This window comes from Flavobacterium sp. 1, from assembly GCF_002797935.1.
Lineage (GTDB): Bacteria > Bacteroidota > Bacteroidia > Flavobacteriales > Flavobacteriaceae > Flavobacterium.
This window is the reverse complement of the sequence record NZ_PGER01000001.1, coordinates 2,296,858-2,319,578: the sequence shown is the minus strand read 5'-3', so window position 1 is coordinate 2,319,578 and position 22,721 is coordinate 2,296,858. Positions and strand designations below refer to the sequence as shown.

General features: G+C 34.4%; 8 protein-coding genes. All 8 read right to left on the bottom strand.

Annotated features, from left to right (window positions below; translation table 11 throughout):
• Window positions 1-89 precede the first annotated feature (89 nt).
• The gene (locus CLU83_RS09195) at window positions 90-1,235 is read right to left on the bottom strand and encodes a hypothetical protein (RefSeq protein WP_100431326.1); all 1,146 of its coding nucleotides are present in this window, start codon (window positions 1,233-1,235) and stop codon (window positions 90-92) included.
• An 84-nt stretch (window positions 1,236-1,319) separates the two neighbouring features.
• Window positions 1,320-7,145 (bottom strand): hypothetical protein, encoded by a 5,826-nt coding sequence (locus CLU83_RS09190; protein ID WP_100431325.1) that lies wholly within the window; start codon window positions 7,143-7,145, stop codon window positions 1,320-1,322.
• A 13-nt stretch (window positions 7,146-7,158) separates the two neighbouring features.
• Window positions 7,159-14,718, bottom strand: coding sequence for a hypothetical protein (locus CLU83_RS09185; RefSeq protein ID WP_100431324.1), 7,560 nt, complete (start codon window positions 14,716-14,718; stop codon window positions 7,159-7,161).
• Window positions 14,719-15,263: 545 nt separating this feature from the next.
• Window positions 15,264-15,755, bottom strand: coding sequence for a hypothetical protein (locus CLU83_RS09180; RefSeq protein ID WP_100431323.1), 492 nt, complete (start codon window positions 15,753-15,755; stop codon window positions 15,264-15,266).
• Window positions 15,756-15,758: 3 nt separating this feature from the next.
• A complete protein-coding gene (locus tag CLU83_RS09175) occupies window positions 15,759-19,070 on the bottom strand; it encodes a hypothetical protein (protein ID WP_100431322.1) in 3,312 nt (1,103 codons plus the stop codon).
• The gene (locus CLU83_RS09170) at window positions 19,070-21,241 is read right to left on the bottom strand and encodes a hypothetical protein (protein ID WP_157802047.1); all 2,172 of its coding nucleotides are present in this window, start codon (window positions 21,239-21,241) and stop codon (window positions 19,070-19,072) included. The genes CLU83_RS09175 and CLU83_RS09170 overlap by 1 nt, the downstream gene beginning before the upstream one ends.
• Window positions 21,242-21,285: 44 nt before the next feature.
• The gene (locus tag CLU83_RS09165) at window positions 21,286-21,777 is read right to left on the bottom strand and encodes a hypothetical protein (protein WP_100431320.1); all 492 of its coding nucleotides are present in this window, start codon (window positions 21,775-21,777) and stop codon (window positions 21,286-21,288) included.
• 224 nt (window positions 21,778-22,001) lie between these two features.
• Complete coding sequence (locus tag CLU83_RS09160) at window positions 22,002-22,244, bottom strand: hypothetical protein (RefSeq protein WP_100431319.1); 243 nt, start codon at window positions 22,242-22,244, stop codon at window positions 22,002-22,004.
• Window positions 22,245-22,721: the final 477 nt, after the last annotated feature.

Sequence of the window (22,721 nt, the reverse complement as noted above, 5' to 3'; positions counted from 1 at the left end):
TTCTTCTTTTTAATTTCGACAGTTTCCATTTTGTGTTTTTTTTAATGTTTTTAAATTATTTTTTTGCTGATAACCGTTTGTAATCTGAATTATAATGCTCTGGTTTTTACATGAAGTTTTATGTTTTGAGTTACATTTCCAGTTTCTTCAAGATAAAGAAAGAAAGAACCAGCTGATATTTTTTTCCATATAATAGGGCGTATATCATTATCATATTCCATATTTCCTAAACTTTCTACATTGATTATAACTTCATAATTCAAATCAGTATGCGGATTATCTAATGTTACGGTAATGATTTCGCCATCACCAGTATCTGTAGTTAATATCGCTGTATTTATATCACCTGTCGTAGAATAAGAATAATTTACAGGATGAACATTAACGTCTCCGATAAGTATAGTCCCTTTGTTTAAATACGGAGAATTTGTTATGGAATCAACATATTGTTTGGTAACTAAACTTCTTGCGATAAAATTAGATTCATAATCGCCAGCATACTCTAAACCTCTATTATTTAAAGTATCCATAAATTCTGCTCTATCTGATTGAAAACCTAATTTTAAATCTTTATTTGCAGCTGACGTAACTAAACCAATAACAGCAAACTCATCATTTGGGACAGGTTCAAGATTTGTACCTATTACAAGCTGTCCTGAAGTCCATGCTCCATTTCCAGGTATAACAGAAAAAGACCCCCCAGCTTTCATTGCTAACTGAACCGTATCTATAAAAGGATCTGTATCAACTACATCCTGCAGACCTTGCAATTTAGGTACAGTAATATCAGTACTGCCAGGAACCGGCCCCAAATTTTTATACCAATAGTCAATTTCTATATTTCTATTGATTACTTCCGAAGAAAATGTAATTATAGCTGTATCATAATTTACAGTATAATCTTTTCCTTCAAGCAATAATTGACCATTTTTAAATATCTTAATACTATATTCAATTGGAAATTTTATTAAGGGTAATACTGCACCTGAAAAACCATCAATATGTTCTTTATAAGGCATGTAGCAATTTCCTGTGATAATTCCCAAATTTTGCAGACCAGTGCGCAAAAGCGCTGGCGTTACATAATGCTGATCATCAGTGCCAGCTTCGATCATCTGAAAGTCGGCCTTGTCATCTTTATGAACGAAGCTGTCAAAAATTTCATCAAAATCTCCTTCTGAGGGAATCATGCCATTATTAAATTTGTTGCTAATGTCAGTTCTGTTTGTTGTCATGTTATTTTAATTTTATTTCTACTATTTTATTTAATCAGCCTGTTTTGAATACCAATGAATAATTTCATTGGTATTCATTTAGGTTTAGAGGGTTAGAATTTTTTCTTCACTACTGTACATGCCCGAAGAGTTTACAGAAACCACTTTGAAATGATGATAGATTCTTTCATTATCAACTGTTTTAATCATTAATTCGTCAGTATATGCAGGAACATCATCAAGAGGCAGCACTATGGTACTTTCGTTAGAAACTATCTCATGAATTTTCTCCCAGTTTCCTTGATTATTCATTTTATAAAGAATATATGTACCATTATGAACTGTTTTTTCCCAATTGAAAACAATTGGTTTTAAAATAGATTCATTTGGTCCTGTCGGAACTCCAGAAGCTTCTAAAACTGGAGATTCTGGCGAAGCGGAATCTACAATCACTGTAGCAGTAATTTTGGATGGCTGAGACGGTGTGTAATCAATATTGATTATCGAGTCATCAGAGCCGGGTTCAGCATATTCAATTTCTCTTGAAACAGTAATTCTGTAAAAAAGACCTTCACCATACGGAACATTTTCCAGATCTTCAAACTCATCATAAACTGTCCAGACCTTATCAAAATCAGCAGATAAAGTATCTTCACTTATCAAAACTTCTTTAACAGCTTTCATGGTTCTTATCGACTGTGCATCAAGCATTGTAGCAGCGCGATAGATGTTTATTTTCCTGATTTTATATTCAGGCTGATACGCGTTTAATTCGATTTGAATAGCAGGTTTGATTCCTAAAACCTTATTTTCTAAAACCGGCATGATTCGCTTAATTTCAGGAGTCTGAGGCGGATTTGAAGGGACTAATTTTACAGGTCCTAAAAAGGGACTGAATTCACTAAAATTCATCTTGATATCCATCTCACGGACACCATAAAAATAAAAGTTCTGTGAGGCTCCGTCAAGATTAAAATCGGTAAACTGGGTTTTGTTTGCAGCTTCATTGGTGATTTTCATCATTGGCGCAATATCAAAATCAGGATCGGTTGGTTTTAAAATATGGCCGCTTTTATCTTTGATCGTCTGTTTTTTATTAATTGGAACGTAATCATTATCATTAATATAGTCATAAATTACCGGCACTTCAGTAAGAGGAACAAATGCTGTATGAATAGCTTGTTCTATGAAGTGAATCGCTAACAGATCCTTTTCTATTCCCTGAGAAACAGGAATTATAACATTATTAAGTGCCGTTAATGAACTAATCTCTAATAGATCTTCAAATTCTGGATGCGTTGCATTATGCCAATTGATAAATTCATTTATAGAGGCTATCAACAGCTCATTGTCTGGAATAGGAAACTTATATTTAGAATTAGGATCGTTATCTATTACTGGGTTTTCGTAGTAAACCTCTTTTGGAACTATTATTCCATCGACAATTTTATCTTCAAAATCCAAAAAGTCTTTCCACCTATTAGTGAAATAAGTTTCATCGTTTCCTCCGAGTTTTTTTAGCTCTTCACGGATGATATTTATTGTCTCCCTCTTGTACAAAACACTTAGCAAAGCTTCATCATTGGCTCTATAATGCAGTACGCCATAGGGCTTACGATTATCTTTGTTGTCATATTTAGTAGTAAAAGTATAGGTAGAACGTTTAAAGAAATCTGGGCGTGTCGCATATAAACTTCCCTTTACTTCTTTAGGTTTTACTGGCTCTTCAATTTTCACAGAATACATCGGACTTGGTACGCTAATTTTCGAATCATAACCCAATGGCATATTCAAATAACCCATCATATTGGAGTGAGTGCTAATTCCAAAAATGGAATAGTGGGTACTTTCTCCTTCTCTTGGCAGAATATTTTCTGAAGTAATTCCGTATGCTGGATTAGCATACAGGTATACTTTATAACTTGGATAATAGTTTACTTTTTGTAATACATCACCGGGTGCATAAGATCCTTCATTTTGTGCCCCGTTAATTTCATCATAATCAGGATGCATTGTTTGATTGATATAATCACCTAATTTAAAATTTGTGTCATTGACATAAAGAACTAAGTTTCCGGTTCCTCCAATGTTTTCTGTTAGAACAACTTTAAATTCTTTTCTCGATTTTACAGGAATTGTGCTTCCTGCTTTAAAAGAATTTTTTGTAAATAAACGAATTGTACCATTAGACCATTCTACTGAATTTTCATTTCCTGACTTGAATTGAGGATGCTGTTGTAAAATATAATTTGAAAAGATTATTTTGTAAAGCCCCAAATGTTTTTTTACTGATAATGGAATCACATTTCCTTTAGCATCTAAAACAAAATTTCCGTCTGCATCCATTTCGAAAGTATCTTCCAAAACTCTTTCGATTATTGCATCTTTCCAGATTCCTCTTGATTTTTCTACTTGTAATTTTTCAATTCCTTGATTGTCTATTTGTTTAACAGTTTCTCTATGGACCGTTTTTAAAGAGGCAGGATATTCTACTTGAAAATTGAGAGCCCCTGACGGATTCCAATTGGTTGTGGTTAACATGTTTTCTACCAAAACACATAAACGGTTTTCAGGCATTTTTACGGCTTTTATCTGTTCAGAATCAATTGTTGCATCACCATCTGAAAGAACGCTGTCACTTACTTCTTTTTTAAGAACATGAATTTCAGCACAATCATATACATCCAGATTATTTTCATCCTTCTTAAAAAGCAGATTTATAGCCTGAATAAGATAATTCTGATCTCCGAGAGTTAAAATTCCTCCAATAAATCGATTTAAATTATCGCTGTTTAAATCAATTTTTTCACCAGTGCTGGCAATTGTATAGCTTTTCTCAATTGTAATAATCGAGGTAAGGTCGTTTAAAGTATTATTATTAATTTCTCCTCTAATTGCTGCATATTCTATTTGAGGGAGGCTGTCCCTGAAATAAAGTTTAAAAGTATCTGCAAATACTTCTTTATCATCAGGAAAAATAGTATTTGTTTCTTCAGCTTTTGTAACAGTCATTTCTTCTGGAATGTCATATTTTAATATTTCCTGAATAGAATAATAGTCAAAAAGAATTCTTATAAATGTTTTATCAGCATTAGCAAAGGCATTATAGCGGTCTTGTTCTGTTTGCGATGTAAACATCAAAGGATTTTCTTTGGTAATCAAATGTGCATTAATACTACTAGGCGGCATTAGAGTATTAAAAGGCTTAATATCCGATTCGATACTTATTTGTCTGCCAGATGCAGCTCTTGAAAATATATTAATACCATATCCTTGATATTTATAAATATTTATTCCTATTTCTTCCTGACGGACATTTAAAATTGATTTTCCTGATTCAGGAATGATAATCGGAGTGGGTTCATTAGAAGACTTTTCTAAATTTTTATTAACATTAAAATAGTCAAAATCATAAGCTAATTCTGGTTTTCTCCAATTTGATTCTGCCCCTATTTTATAATCTACCCCCACATAAATTGGGAAAGTCAAAGTACTTCCATCATATTCTATTGATGAATCAAAGAAAGTAGTATTTGCACTGTAATCCATGATTTCGTCCATAAACAAACTCACGTATCTTTTCTTCCCGTCAAAGCTGTATCCGTTTGCATCTGTAATTTTTGCAGGTTCATTTTCTTCAGCATCAATATTTAATCCTGGTACAATTTTACTTAATTGCACAGGCAGAGGCAGACGTTCTGTTGCTACAGAGGTTGGAATACTCATAGAAAGATGCTGAATTTCTTTTATTCCTTCACCATCATTTAAATCCCCTTGATTTATATATTCTGTCAGATAAACAAATTCTCCCGATAAAACTGCATCATCAATATCAATACAGCCTAATCCCAGCATACGAGCTATATGATAGTCATTTGCAGCAATGTTTAATAGATCCAGATTCGATACTTCGGTTGTGTTTTCAAACATTTGCCCGTCTTCTCCTGGTACACTATCTCCAAAACTAATTGTTTCATTAGCTTTAGGATTTAATGGATCATCATTACTTAATTGAAGATATTTTTCAACTACTTGTTTAATATTTCTATCATCATCATTGGTTGCACGTTTCCATTTATCTTTATAGTTGTTTACGTTTACGTATTCACCATCATTAAATTTTAACCATTTTCCGTGAACAGCATTTAGTTTTGGCTCTAATTGTTCAAATACTTTGTTATCATCAACAGTAAGAGCGTATTTTCCTTTCAGATCCCAATTTCCATTATCATTTGCATACTGAATAAAATCTGAATAAAATTCAAAATGGATTCCGTTTAATAGACAGTTACTCGCTTTAAATCGAACACTTCTGCCATTTTCTGCTACTACACGAATGCTATTTAATTGAGTTGAAGAATATGTCTTGCGGTTGGTAACTCTTTTTGCCGCTAAAATGGTGTTTTCTGCTACAGATAAAGTTTCTAATCGAACAACACTTGAATTATTTACTGAACTAAAGTTTAATTCTGCGGCAAAAAATAGTTCGTTTTTATTTTCAATTTCGATAAGATTGTTCCCGTAAGCCTGAATAGAATCAGAAGGATTTGTCAAAGGATTAATATCGTTTCTTACTGATAAATACTTTTCTTTGTTTTTAAAATAAACATATATTGATCTTTCCGGGCTACTTGTTTTATAGATCCATAATGCATTACTATTATCCACTAATTGAGGAGGCTGATTTAAATCTAAATTAAAACCAACTTTCGTATAAGGTGTGTAAGGTGCCCTGTAGACTTTTATAAAATCATCAGGTTTATTGAAATTTAATTTTGTCCCCGTAAACGAGTCTCCTTTTGGGAGATGCTTCTCTCCTAATTCGCCAGCCAATAACCAACGAAGATGTATACCTTTTGTACTGTCAAGCCCTTTTGAACCTGCTGCTGTTATTTGCAAACTAGACGATTGCAATGCAGTTTTATCAGATGTAATCTCAACAACATGCAATTCTTTGGTAACATTAAAATTGATAGATATTCCACTAGGATTACTAACATTTCTTAAAACAACAGGAGCTGCAAAATTTCCAAGATGCAATGGTTTTCCATCAATTCTAATCACAACTTCTAACTGAGATGATGCAGGTACAGTAACAGTATCTCTAAGTTTAAAAACCAAGCCATCCAAATTACTGGCATCATGAATTCTTGTCCCAGCGGTTAAAGTCAGCACTATACGGCTTTTATTTCTAAGAACTAAAGTTCCAGCATCCTCCTGTACAGCTTTTCCCTTATTGAAAATTGGATAAACCAATTTATTTTCAATAATACTGACATTGGCAACACAGCCTATTTGAGCTGCAGATAAATCACTGTTCAGTTGGTTTAACTCAGATCCTAATGCGCTAAAATCAGGGACTCTGATATAATCTGTATTTAGAATAGAAAGACTACTGCTTTTTAAAACTGGTGCTTTTTCTAAGTAAAAAGTAAGTGGTGTTACCAATTCAGCAGCATTACTTTCAGTACTCGTTACACCATATACAAAGACATGTGATTTTTGATTTAGATTACTGTATAAATTCTTAAGTACAGCGGTATTGTTTACTTGTAAACCATCGGTAACAATTACAACAATATCTGGGACTACAGACAGATTGTTTACCGCTTCTAAGCCTGATGCCCAAAAATCCGATTGCGGGCTGACCGTTCTGGAACCGTATCCATTGATCCAATCTAAAAATTCCTGCTGATTGTTTGAAATTCTTTTTTGAATAATATGATCGGTTCTTGTATCAGTATCACCATTGGACATTCCTATTAAAGAAAGCGTTATATTACTCTGAACTTGAGAATTGATAAATGAAGTCAGCCCGTTTCGTATCTGCTGCGCTTCGTTTTCGCTAATCGAACCTGATTCATCGACGACCATAGCGATGTATGTTTCGCAACCGGAGAATTGGCTTTCTTGTAGATTTATAGAACTCATTATTTATTGTTTTTTAAAGATTTATATTTTCTATAGGTAATATTACTGGTTGACCAACACGAACTGTTAATGAAGTTGAATTAGCATCAACTGTTCCGTTATTATTCCACATTCTGTATTCAAACTTGATATTTAAATTTTTATCACTAATTTTTTTACTTTTATTCATAATCAGTATTTGAGAATAATCTTTAGAGTGCAATACTTTATAGTTTAGTGCATCGCCAACAACTGAAACAGTATTCTGTATTTCTTCTAATGGAATTTTAGGAATATTGAACGGTTCAGGGTTACGAACTAAAAGCGCTACAACATCACCGGTATTAGTATTAATAATACGATTGACTTCAGTAGATTGAGCTGGATCAAGAGGAGATAGTTTTAAAATTCCTTCTATAGCACGATCAAATAAGTGTTGATATTTCAAAGCAATTGCATCGCTTAATTCGTTTGATAATCCGGCAACGACATCAGATAAAGCCTGAATTTGATCTGGAACTAAATTAAGTTTAACATCGAATAATGCTTTTCTTGAATTAATTACAGCGCCCAATTCATCTTTCTCTTCAATTACATAACTCTGTACTTGCTCCGCAAAATTTCTGTAACGAGAGGTTTGAAACCCGAATTGATGCACTAATACATTTTCACTTTTCTCTTCAATTTTATTTTGGTTATCATCAAAATAATTATTTACTAAAAGGGTATATAATTTTGAAGGTTTCAAATCCGATAAGGTTACAGTATAACCATATGATTTTGGTTTTATAAGTTTCGGTTCTTCATAATCACATTTTATCACAGAGCTATCAGCTTGTATTGCTTTGATAAAATTGTTAACCAATTGAACTCCAAGAGGAACACGAGGATCATTATCAGCCAACCATGGCATAGCGCTTTCTTCTGCCTTAGGATACCTAGTTGTAGTTGCAGGCAGCGGATATGGAATAAGTTCATCATTTAAAGGATCTTTAATAATAAGGTTCAGAGCCCCTTTAATCTCTGGTCTGGTTCCATATTCATTCCAGCTCTTAAGCATGTGATATACATATGGATTTGTGAAAAACAATGATACTTCACATTGTTCATTTCCATAAAATGAAGGTTTCGATTGTAATAAACTTCCATCTGCATTAGGGTAAGAACGGCTGTAATCGATGTATTGTCTCAGCGAAGCCAATGGAGATTTCGATAAATCTCCTAGTTCATTTTGTGGAAGATTGAGCAGCTCTTTAAGTTCTTTTGGTGGTTCAGGAATAGGGTAGTGGCCTACAGGTCCAAAAGTTTTGAAGCCATAATAATATTTGAACTCTGTTTCTCTTTCTTTTTGGTCATTTACAGTATCCGTTAAAGTAAAATCTAAACAATAAGTTGTATTTGGCCTCCAAATTGGCTGCACCGTATTTTGAACAGCTGCGATCATTGCAGCTTTGTCTCCTTCTACAGCATCTATACCAGGTATGTTAAAATTGTGGATATAATTCTCTTTGCTTAGCCAATCGATCCTTTGTACATAGGTTGTATAGTCTAATTCTTCATCATCGTCAGAGTTTCCGCCATTAGAGCAAATAACATCGCTGACAGTGATTAAGTTTGAATACTTAATTGTTTTTTTATACTCTAAAGAACTAAGAATACTAGGCTCTGAAACATTAACCACCGAACTAATTAAAGTTGAACTAGATGGAATTACTGTGACGGTTGCAACAGGATGTAATGAACAGTTATCAAATTGGTCATTGAATAAAGAGAAGTAAACACCCTTTTCATCTTTCTTGGATGAAAGCATTAGAATTTCATTTACCGATGGCTCATTTTGAACATGAATAATAGAAGTTTTATCTTCCGTACTTCCTCTTTCGATTAATCGTGTAAGCGCTAATGAAGCATTGAATACAAACAAATAATGGTCATTATAAGCAACAACAGAATTGTCATTTAAAGTGTTATTTGATAAATAAACAGCCGAATCAAAAATGGTCTCATGTTTGACAATGTCAACGCTTTTGACAATGTCCACGCTGGTAACATTAATTTGAGCTAATCCGAACTTTCCATCTGCCATTTTAGCCGAAACCAAAATTTTATTATTCGCAATTACTGCATCCGTAATTTCGACAATTGATAGATCAGAAACAACTTTAGTATCTCCAAAAGTTATTGTTTTAGTTTCTGTGCTGATACTAAAACTGATGATTTTTTTATCTTTTGTAATCAGGCTGAATACAGTCTCATTATGCTGAAGCACTTTGATAGCCGCTTCGTCAATTTTGATGCTGTTAATGATTGAACGATCACTTCCATCAACCCAATTGATTTGAGTTTCGTCAGTTAATGCATTGACCCAAAGCAGTTCATTATTATCCAATGACAGCAATTTGTTAAAGCCTAAAGAATACGTATTTGGGTATTGCAATCCAAAAATTTGGTTTAACTCTGAATCGAGTTCAATAATTGCCGTTGTGGCAACAGGACTCTGACAGCCCACTATAAAATCATAATCAATAATTGCTTCTCCAATTCCTTTACACTGTTTGGCATCCATTGCCTGAGTAAGCAGTAAATTGCCATTTACTATCTGGATCGAAGTCACTGCACCGTTTAACAAACGCTCTCTTAACAGGTTTCCTTTAGCGTCAATTTGCACAAGAACCGTGGTATTTGGTTTTGGACGGAATGAAATAAGATACGTATCATCATATTTAAAGACTTTATCAAATTCATAAACAGTTTTTCCGCTGTAACCATAAAAACGGGTGAAGCTAAGAGCATTTGGCGTACCAGCTGGGTTATCATTACCAGCGTCAGTTTTTAATAATGCTAATTCCGTCAGCAACAGATTGTATTGTGATGCATTACTAGGGCTTGACATTGAGAATTCTCCATTTTCTGCAGTATATGTATTATCAAATAGTGCCGCTATTTCGTTCCTGATTTGACTGATGCGATCTGCATTTGCCGCTACGGGAGTAATTACAATTTTATCTATTTTAGTTTTTAAAGCTGGATCACTTTCTGCATCAAGTAAGGTTATAGCATTTAGCAGTTCCGTTTTAGTATACGTTAACTCCTCTAAAGCTGTGGAATCAACTGCTTTTTTCAACAAGACTTTTTCATAAGTTACAAACTTTTTATCTTTTTCTGTAACTGCACTGTACGCACTTATTTTTACTTCTTTTGCATGAGTTGTAAGTTTTAAAACAGGTTCAACAGCCGATTCAGGGAATATAATTTCTAACTCATTATAGTTTTTGAATGATAAAGATCTATTGTGTCCAAAAGGATTGCTCTCTCCTGTAATGCTCATAAAGTCTCCACCTACAAGCTTATTATTATCAATTACTGGAGCATCGCCTATAAGTTTAAAAAACAGCCCATTAATTTTATCCGCCTCATACTGAGTTGGAACATAGAAACGTTTTCCAATATCTTTATTAAGAAAATCGATATGTTCCGGTTCTGTCTTTAATGATACACAAAATAATTTAGATGGAGTAATTCCATACTGTTCCGGAATATGCCAGCCAGGTTCTCCACCGCTTAAAAATGAAAATGGATTGGTTGCTAATACACGAATGCTGTCATATTGATCAATTGTTTTTTGCCATTGCGCCCACGGCAATTTTTTCAGTTCATCGGTTCTTTCTATATCTTTTACAACTGCTTCAAAAGGATGGTAAACTTCCCAAGAACTGCCATTCCATGATTTTATGTCAATTGATTTAATAGAGTACTGGTGTTTTACCTGACGAAGTTTTCTGCCGCCTGCAGTACTCACGGGAGGCATCATATCGGTATAATTTTTTGCTTCGCCAGTATAGCCTCCAATTTTTTCAAATAAATCTGGATTTGGTAATAACCCCTTAGCCATTTTAATATCAATATAGGTATCCAATGGAATTATGTTTTTAATAGCAGTGGCTTTAGGCATACCATCAGCTAAAAATAAACTTGCATCATAATCTTTTTCTCCCTCCTGTTTGAAATAATCAAGAGCGAAAGCTTGATTTGTAAGCATGTGCACTCCTTTTACCGATTCAGATGTTCTGTCATCTTCTCCGTCTCCAAATGTTCCTTGAGGCAGCGGGCTGTATGGAGTATAATCTATGACTCTGTTGATATCCCATTGCAGCTCTATTGTGAAATTTTTTCGTACTCTGACAAAACCAATTTTTACGCGTACACTTAAATCTAATTTAGCATAAATCAAAAAGGGCTTAAAGGACTCAACCGAGAATATGGTATCTAAAACAATTTCGACATTTACAATCCAAATCTTAATTTGAATGCCCCCGCCAGCACTCATATAACCGCCCATTTGAGGACGCTTGAACGAGATTTTACCTCCTAATTCAATATAAGCCCATAAACGCACTTTTGCTGGACCGAAACTTTTTTCCAGTTTAAAATCTAATCTGGCACCGGCTTCGATTCCTTGCGCAGAAAGCATAATAAATGATTTAGCTGTAAATAACGTTAATACTCTCGCCGTAATCGGATCCTTTCTTGATCCTAAATTTACATACCATGGTTTTTGATTTTTAAAGAAAAACCCTGATTCTAATAAAGCATGCAGTTGGAATATTTGCCCGCTGTCTTTAGGAATGCTAAAATCTGCTCCGGCAGCTAACTCTAATGAATCGTCTCCAAAAGCGACCATCGCAAAGAATGGAGGATTACTAGGATCGTCTTCGATAAGTCCTAATCGTCCGGCAATAACATTTAATCCTGCTTCAATATAAAATAAGGTTGGTAATGACAATAACATCATGGCACGCAGTGACAATACATGCCCGCCATCTGCGGTAGTGCCGAATGTTGCTCCCGCTCCAATAGAAAATGGAGAGTTGTATTCCATAGAATCCGGCGGGCCGCTAAACTTCCCAATATTGATCCCTTTTTTTGGATGTTTATAAAACTCGTACCAAGAGTTGTCAGCAGTCAATCCTGCAGCTTTTTTGGTCGCCACATATCTAAATCCTAACAATCCTCTAAAAGCTGAAATCGATATAAAGCCAAGCGGGATAGGCGTAGGCAATTCTATATTAGCATCTACGATGAACGCAGGGTATTTTGGCATGAATTTCATTCCAACACTACCGGATATTTTGGCTTTTGGCAGCTTTAATGAAACCTCACCAATAAATTCTTTTGATGTACCTGGTTTTGGTAACGATAGCATACCGTGAATAATAGCCAATGTTTGCTCGGTTGCTTTTTTTGTCGTGTCTCCAGTCGTTCCTCCTGTTGTGATTTTGGGTTTTGGCGGGGCTGGAATAATCAAATCTATTTCGATAGTTTGAATATGTAAAAAAGAATCATGAGGACGACGATCAGCTTCAGGAGTATCAACTTCATTATTATCATCGACAGTATAATAATATTTAACCCCTTCTCCTCGAGCATCTAATCCTAGCGGGTTTATACTGATGGCACCATCAAATCCCCAGTAATTGTATTTGCGTAATTTCCCGTCTTTGGTGATTTGAGTAGAACCAAAATGAATATTAGACACCCCCATCTTAACCACCCCAAGATCTAAAGTAACAGCAATAGGCAATGGGATATCACCACCTTCCAATTCTATACTTCCGTCGCTATAAATACGAAGTTTATCAAGGATGATTTTTTGGTCTTTTAGTAAATTTTTCATTGTTTCGTTGGTAAACGAAATTTCGCAAGATGTCCCTATATAGAAATCATCGTCTTGTTTACCTAATTCAATGCTGTTAAATTTAAAATCTACCACGTCAAGCAAGTTGGCTTCAATCTCACTTTCTTTTGCAAATGAAGCAGTAAGGTTAAAATCGCCGTCATCGTATAAATGTCCTTCAATACCTATTTGCAAAGGATCTCCTGTGACTTTATTTTTGAACTTCTTAATCTCTAATGCCCCTTTGATATTAGAGTTGACAACCTTGTTCTGTTTGAAGGTAATATCAAATTTATTGAAGCCCACTTTGAAACCTTTTTCGGCTGAACCGATAGTTTTCCAAAGGGTATTTTCAATTAGCTGTGATAAAAAGGCTTGGTACTCTTGAGCAGTATTAAAAGTATAAATTGTATTAGCGCTTACTGCTGCCGCTATTAAATTTTCTTTAGTCTTTAGTACTAATGGATATTTAAAGGCATACGGCAGTTTTGCTGTGTTTAATTTTAGTAAAAAGGTTATTAAATCAGCATAATTGGCAATTTCTTTATCTTCAACAACACCGCTTTCTTCGTTCTTTTCGAACATCGTGACTGGATAAATGAAATCGAATTTATCATTAAAATAATTAAAGGTACCGCCAGTAGCCACAGGAACTGTTTCCAGATAAATATTTCCGGACAGACCTCCTGTTCCCACCAATAAATCAGACGCACCAATTTTTAAGGTAGGCTCAGTATCTCCATCTTCCCCTGTGGGTTTATGAAACCATTTTGAAGGTAAGGTTACCGATACGGCACGTGCATACGCCCCGACAAAATCATTAGATCTGCCATCGGCATCGGCTTCAGGAATATTTGTTTTTTTGCTTAAATCAAGTTTTAAAGTATCTAACTGCAGGATCAATCCTGTTTTGCCAATCATGGCGTAAGGAGAAGGACTTAAAGAACCTCCCATTTCCAGCTGGTAGCCAATTCCAGCCTCGGTATCGGCATACAATTGTGCTTCTGCAAAAACAAATAATGATTTGGCTGTTGGGTCAACTAGATTGGTTGTGGGATTTTTATAATCTGAACCGTCTGAATTAACTGGTCTTAATACATTTTGAGGGAATTCAATACCAGCGCTCAAGGCTAAAGTAGCTTTGGCTTTTGGCGTAATGATTCTTTTGATGTGAGTTTCAATTCCATCGGGAGCGATGATATTGTAAAATTCCTGTAGGCGTTGTTTGGTTTCGTCTAAATCCGATCGCAGAATATAAACTGCAAACAAAAGCAGCGGAATTGATTTTGTGATTTTAGGATTGTTTTGGATCAGCGCAACAACACTTCCAATTGACTGCTCCACTCCCACAGGGAATTCTAATTCCTGATAGTCTGGTGTTTGAGTAATCGCATATAAATCATTGATATCAGCTAAAAGCTGTTCGTATTTTGTAATTGCATCAGCGGGTTCTACAAAAATATTAAGCATGTGAGCGATTGCCTGTTCTTCGCTGATACGGAAAACCTGTAGTCCTACCGAATAGAAATCTTCGGGAGAAAATGAAAAACTGGCGGAGCTAAACGTTTTTAAAAACGCTAAAATCTCCCACTGATACTCCAGTGTGATAGGAAACGATGATATACTCGAATCCCTGCCTGTGATGTCTGGATTAAGCACAAGAGCCAGGTCAAAAGGCAAAGGAACAGCCAGTTTTTTGCTCGTTACAATATCGAGGCTGTAAAAGGCCGAGTCACCGCGATACCCTTTGGAATATTGCAGGTTTTTATAATGAATGTTGTCAAAAATGGAGTTTAACCCATCTTGAACAAATGACAAAAACTCAGGTAAATCATCTACAGTGATTACCTCAGATAATCGAGGGTAATATCTTGCTGTAGCTGTAGGAATGGGAACCGCTGTAATTGGATTAGTTGGCATATGCTAATTTTTTTTTGACTTTAATTTTTGTTCGTATTTTAAATGATTATTTGAGCTGTTATAACCAATCAGCGTAATCAAATAATTAATCCATTATTCAGGCTTATATAATAGTTCCTAAAAGGGCATTCTAATAGCGTTTTTTCCTTTTGATAGAGCAAAGATTAGCCTAAAATTATGGTTTGAAAAATTTGTGCTTAGCGGTTTAACAGTGATGTTCTATTACTTTACAGAGTTGTAAAGTAATTGGATAACGTATGAGTTTTGGCTGTAGAAAAAAGCCAATAAAATATAAGGGAAACTTATGGTTTTAAGTTTCCATTTGAGTGTAGAATGTAATTTTTTGGGTTTGTCAGATCGTGATTTTCTGTCGTAAGAATGACAGTTTTTAGGATCATTTGAGTCAGTATTTTTACTGAAAATGTAGTTTTAAAAACAGCTCAAGGATTTTAGTCTTTGAGCTGTTTTTTTTTAAGAGTCTTGTGTCGGTACAGGTTTACAAGGAAGTTGTAAATATGTAATTTTTTTCAGGACTAGAGAGGAGATTAAAACGGGTTATAACCTTGTTTTACTCTATCAATAAGACTGTTTATATATTCAGAGAGGCTTTTATTTAAACTTGCGAAATGTTTAATATTATTTTGTTCAGGAAGAAAAGCCTGATAAACAAATGGGTTATTCCCTTCATCTAAATAAACATATAGAAATTGTTCAGGTCCGTTATAAACATCAATAACAAAGAAAGGCCTGGATATGTTTTTATTATATTTAAGTAGCCATTTCCTGGCATAAATTTGCAATTCATTCTGTATTTCTTCCTCTGTTTCATTCCAGCCATAATCCAAAACATAACAATAGTTACCTGCCAAAAAGAGTAATTCGCGTAATGCCTTTGGAAAAGTATTACCATTATTATATAATTGTTCTAAAGTTTCTATTTCTTGTAAAGAAATGGGTTCAATTGTTCCTTGATAATCTATATCATTTGGATATGCAGATGGATAATCCTTTAATTGCTCTAAAAATTTTATGTCCATGATTTACTTTTTTAATGACTTTACTAATTTGAATACTTCTACTGAATTACTAGCTCTTGGATGGGCAATAAATTTAATTTCTAATATTTTCCCCTCAGCTTTTGCATATTTTTGTGCTGCCTGTAAATATTTTTGGCAAGATGTACAAGTGTATAATGTTGATTCTATTTCAATCACAAATTTATTACCTTTATGGAAATGATTTTGAAAAAAATTATATAAAAACTTAACTTCGGTATCGTTAGCTCTAATTCTTCCATCGAAATCAAAGGCATTTTTAGCAAAAGCATTGTAGCCTTCTGCATTTGAACTTTGAATGAACATTTCAGTGATCTCATCAGGGACATCATTAAATAATTCTACAAATGATTCTGGGGTTCCCGAAATATACCACTCTACAATTGTTGGCTCAATTAATTCGGAATTGTTATAACAGTTAATTTTAATTCTTGCTCTATTACTTTTAAGATAACTACTAAGTTTCTCTTTGTCAGTTCTAAAATAATTTTTAAAAATGCTATGAAAATCTGAAAGCTCCTGAATTGACATTGCTTGAAATGAAATGTTTTCTTGATACATTCTTATAGAAGTACTCCAATTCAATCTTTGTGTCTCAATTCGAACTCCAATAATATCTTTAGTTGGACCTGTTTTCAAAAATTCTATAACATCTTCAGAAGTCAAAAGATCTGGCATACTAGAAAAAGAAGGGGATTCATTTAATAAAATAACTCCATTTGGAGTTTCTATTAATTTCTCAAAAACAATAGGATCTAATTTTCCGAATTTACGGATAAAATTTAATCTGCTCTTAAAATTTAATGGTTCTATAACTTTTCGTAAAGGATCTTCATTATAATATCGAAATAGGTCATTTATATAAGTCTGATCAGCTAAAATCTCAACATATTTTCTATCAACAATTACATTCTTGGAATAAAGAAGCCTCCAATTATCAAAAGCTTTACTATTATTTGCGTTTAATAGTTGTCTTATCTTAGGATCTTTTAATACTCCATAATCAACATAAAAAGCATATTTCTCAGCACTATTAGTAATTTGCGTATATTTCTGTAGAATTTCCGATGAGTCGCTACCATAAGCTTCTAGTTTCTGAATCATTGTGTTTACAACTAATTCTCTATTACCCGCTATGTCTTTAACGACAATCAGAGCTTGATCAAATTCAGAAATTTGGGAGGGTGTCATTTCTGGTCTATAAATAGAAATACCATCATCGTTAAATTGTTTTACGATACCATTTAATTCAAAAGCAGATTCGATTATCTTTGATTGTATATATGGTCTTGCTATCATAGAACCAATAGTTGCCCATATAAGATAGGTATTAGCTTTTTCAGCAATTTTTTTTGTTAAAGAATCGTTAGTTGTATGAATTACATAATTGTTTAAAGCGATTGCATTAATGGCTGAAAATTCAAAAGCATTTACGACTCCGCTTACTGCTTTCCAACTTAAAACAACATCTGATGCTACAACTGATTCTGTCGTCCACAGAGATCTCATTTTAGAAAGATATCCTAAATATCGTAAATCGGCTAAGGCACCTGCACCTATTAAATTTAATGCAATTTCAGCAGCAAGCATTACACCAAAATCGATTTTTTTTAAACTGCTGTAATCTTCCATATAAAATAATAGGAAAGCTGGAATTGTGTGGATCTTTTGATTTCCAATACTTTCGCCTGTTTGTAAATCTCCCAATGTTTCAACTAAATCTAAATCAGGTTTGAGCCCCATAACAGTTATGGGTTGTAGAAATTCATAAGTACCATACAGCACTGAATCTGAATAATGATCATCATATCCTTTTCTTGATTCGATTTTATATTCATATACTTCAATTGATTTGCCAACCATTTTATAACTATAATTAGTTGAAGTTTCAATTTTTGCCCCATTGCGACTACCTGTAACACTTTCATAAATAATAAAAGACGGGGTAGTAGTATCATTATAATATTTAGGAACTTTTATGCTGTTATTTGGATCTGGATTATTTTTTAATTTCATATATGGCGATTCTTCATATACGCCACAAGCGTTCAATTGTTTAATGTAAGAAGGATCAGGATATATGGGATTGTATGTTGAGTTGAACCATATTCTGTACAATAGTATAATAAATTTCATTCTATTATTGTATGAATTCCATAATCCAAATGTATATCTGGAATACCTATCGTCATCAATGTCTCTATATAATATTTCAAAAAGTGTGGATTTTGATTCTACGGAATGGGGACCATTTCCTCCTTGTAATGTTATGTAATTATGAAAATTTACTAAATCATTTAATAAGTCATTTCTATCAGCTGAAGAAACAGATTCAAAAGTAAATGACTCAATAATTTTTAGTGCTAATGATTCACCGTGATTGCGTTCAGTCAATGTAACATTTTGTTTACTTAAATTATAAAGTAACTCAAATTTGTCAATTGCAGGCACAGTTGCTAATGCCTCGGCCGATAAAACTGTTGCTAACCAATAAAATTTATCTTTTGTTGAAGCATCTTTAACTAAAAGTTGATTTGCATAAAAGCTTTCGTAGTAAGAACGTAAATTTCCTAAATAGTCTTCTAATATTTCTACAGTTGGATTGACAAACATTGAATTATCCGTCCACTCAAGAGATTGATGACTTAGATATGTTTGAAATTCAGGTTCAGTTAAAAATTTAGAGAATAAATCTTTTATTATTGAGTTAATAAGAATGGCAATTTTAGCAATTATAAATGCTTTTTCTTGTTTATTGTCTGTATCTGCAGGTGTTACAAATCTTCTGATTTTGTCTGAATAAAAGAGCATAGCAGTACTGAATAATTGAATATTCTCTTCTTTTATTGGGGATAATCCACTGGGTACAATTATTTGTAAAGTTTCATAATAATCAAAAACAGGGACATTAAGTTGATAAGTCCATTTATATGTTTCGATTTTACAGAAATCAGTATAAGGCGCGACAACTTTTAGTTTTTTAACGATTATTTCATCTCCTGCTGATGCTGGTTTGAGGGTATATTTATGATTTTTTAATTCGTATAGTTCGTGTTTGCCTACAAGGTATTCTAAAAAAAACTGCTCCTCATAAAAACCACGAACAACATCTTTGTTTATTTGACCGGATAGATCTGCATCTCTGAAATCTTTTTCTTCTGTATCTCTGAATTTTTTCGTCACTTTATTGGTGATAACTTCAAACGAATTTAAAAAGCCATATATACTATATTTTGGGTTAATTATATCAGTTAGTTTAACAACTTGTCCTGTTTTTAAAATTGCGGCTTGTTCCATTATATCGATAAATCTAAATCTAACATTAATTCTTTTTTTGAGTACTCTGGCATATATTCACTGTACCCCTTACTAAAATGATATTTCCTGTCCAGCGAATACACAAAAACATCGGTTTCTGGTTTAAAGAGTTCTTTTTCCCCACTTGTGTTTTCAGCCACAATTCCCACTTTGTATTTCTGGTATTTTATATTTTCGGGTGAGAGCAGTTCATTGCCGTCTTCAAATAAATCAATCAAAAACAGGCGCGGGTTTTTTAGACCATCTGTAATCAACGCTTTTATGCTGTCGTTTTCAGTTTTGGTCAAACCCAAAATAATTTTGTTAGGTGTGCTTCCATCCAGCGTTTTGAGCTCTAATCCTGTAATAGTCTGTGTACTGTCTGTAAATAGCTGTAGACTATAGTAGTATGGATCTGGCAGCTGGTAGGTTTTGCTTTTGGTCACCGCACCACTGGCTGAGGCACTGGTTTTGGTATCGGGCGTTGTGCTTCCAGTTGCAGAGACGGCATTGTTCATGACATCGCCGGCTTCTGTAAGGTAGGTCACGCGGGCTACTGTTGGTGTGGCCCCAATTCCTGTCTCAATCACATCGTTTACCGTGAGGGTTTGCACTGCTGTGATTCCCTGCTGTTTTTTGTCGTAATACTGGTTTATGAGATTGAGCTTTTCCGCCGTCATTTTGGAGAAATCACTGTTGTCATTCAATTTTAGTAAGGGTTCAGCGTCTATTAAACTAAACACATCATCAAAAAAGTTAGGCTGTCCATTTATAATAACCGTTTCTCCATTTGTGTCAAGTGCAGTCCCTGCTTTGTATTCATAAACTACGCCTTGATAGAGTAATATGCTAAGATTTGCTATGTTTTTGCCATCTGTTGCTGCGGGAGTCGTAAGCTGTACTGTCGAGGTGAGTCGGCCGTAGTTGCCATCAGCATCTGCTGGCAATCGTAAGCCGTCAGCATTAAAGAAATTGTCTTTCTGTGCGTTGGCAATATTGGCTATTTGTCCGTATAAGGCGGTGTTATTATTATTGTCTGTTACCAGCTGCAGGTATAGGCTGTTTTTTGCAGGATGTGTGGCTTGTTCTTGGGTATTAATCATAACTGGCCAGCCATTAGTCCGATATTGCCCTTCGGTCATTGCAACTAGGTGTGTATCTGAATCTGCCAGTAAACCTGTTTTGATGTTAGCAGTTCCTGTTCCCTTGATTATTTTATAGTCGCCATAAAAATCATAGCTGCGGGTACGGTCCCCATGTATGTAGATATACCAATTGTTTTTTGTCGCAAAATTATTGATAACATCATTGTATATTTCTACACCTTTTTTATCGGTTTTAGTCCCTGCAGCATCTACAGTTACTTTGCCGTCTGAGGTATATAAGCCATAAAAAGCGGCAATATCAATGAACTGCGTACTTTGTTCGCGTTGTAATTTTTGCTCGACATCACTGCCGCTAAGAATAATATTAGCTTCAGCTTTACGCGCATACTCTAGATCGAAAACAAATTCGCTATTGTTAAAATTGTGTTTGTAGTCGCCGTAATTTAGAACTACATCAATACCACATTCGCCAGAGGCAAAACTCCCCAATGATTTGCCGATATCAATTAACGGCAATTCGAAATTATCTTTTTCGTCAAAAGTATTTCCTGCGGTAACAAACTCCGATTCTTTAAAAAATAAGTTCGATAGTGGTACAGACCCCACAACTGCGGTGTCAAAACCTATGTACTTGGCTGTAAATACGGGCACTGGTATAGGATTGTTTTGCGCATCTTTGCGATTGTCATGAAATGCATGAAAATCGGCATTGATCTTGTTGATGAAATCAGAGGTTGCCGTGCCATCATTATCGATGATCAAAGCATCAGAATCTGTCGTGAAAAAATCACTTTTCTGCAAACCTCTGTAAATAAAATATTTGATGTTCAACCCAGGGAAAGGCTGTTTGTAAGGACGAAGGATAAGGTTTACTTTGGTTGAGCTTCCTGTTTGCGGTTGTACTAAAGCTACCCCTTTGCAGATAGAAAAGGCTTTTTTGGCGCTCGTTAAAGTAAATTTTGAAGTCAACCTAAATTTATCAGGCGAAACGGATCCAAATGATTGTGCTTCGGTCTGTGCCGGAAAACCTCCTGACTCCATGAAAAAATGAGACTGTACTGACATATAAATAGTTGTATGAAATGATTTTAAAAAATGTGTTCTTATCTTTAAAAGGGCTTGTAGAATTTAGATACAAGCTTGATTGCATAATAGACTAGAATGATTAGAAAAATTCTGCCTAACCAGATTTGTACTTTTTGCCAAAAGGTCAGCACGTTGGTGTATTCTGTAATTCGAATGGTTTTAAATTCCACCTCTTTTACCTGCTTGGATTTCCAAAAAGCATAGAGTTCCTGTTTGTTTAATTCGCAGTCCACACTAAGTTTATTGTTATCAAGTCGAACCTTTGGGCTTTTTAAGCTGCGCCCTGGTTCGGCCTGAGTAACATTTTTTAGGATAACTTTTCCGTTTTGACATTCTAATAGTGCCCTGTAGGAACTGCTGTCTTTCTCGATTTTAAAAATGGTATCGTGCAGTGTTTCTGTGATGGTAATGGTTTTCGCTTTTTCTTCGCTTAGAACCGGTTTCGGGCTGCTGCACGAAACCAGGACTAAGACTGAAAAAAACAAAAAAACAATTCGGTTTAGATTCTTGTTCATCTCTGTATATGGATTTAAAAAATTATAATTAGGTTTGGAATTTTAGGAGTTTTATCCTTTTGTTATGGCAAAGATTAGCCGAAATCCGGGGTTAAAAAAACAGATGCACGGTGTTTGCACTCATCTGTTCTAAAACTGTACAGCGTTGTAAAGCAAGTAAGCACCGGCTCTTTTTTGAAGGTTATAATTAGTGGCTGCGCTATTAAATATGGAAGACTTTTTAATTAAAGTTTTGCCTGCTTGTTGATCGCTTCTTCTACTTTTTTTAGTTCGGTCGTTACAGGAGTACACAAAATTTCGTAAAGAGTAGTGCGCGAAATAGGATAAACAGGGCAAATATATTTTCGCCAGACTACCGTAGTCGGAATATCTTCTGTCTTGTGTTTATAATAAAGTTCTTTAATGAGTTTGTAGCGCAGCAATTTATTTCTTTGCGTGCCCAAGCTTCTGTTTATTGATACTGACATACGATTTAGGGTAGAATTTATAGTTTATAGAATTGGAGCATGTCTGTTTTAGCGGGCTGCAGACAAAATTGGATTTGATAAGTGTAATTTGTTGAAAAGAAATGCTGCGTATTTGCTGTTCAGGTGCTATATGTTGGTTTTTGTTCCTGAGGCAACTGCTGTTACAATACCTACAGGAACAATAAACCATAATAGTTCTACCGCATTTTTAATGGAAAAATACCCCAATGTTCTGACATGCTGGATCAGCGGTAATTTCAGGTTAGCATTTCCTTATTTTTTTATTCTTTATAAATTCAGTTTGAAAAAACAGCATTCGATAACATAGTCTAATTTCATTATTGCCAGATGATTACAGGAGTAGAATTAGTGATAGGAAACACTATTGCATAAACCTCCATATAAAGTATTTCATATTAGGTACAAAGAATTGTTGTAAGTACCAAGGATGAGGTTTAAGATATAATTTCCACTCCT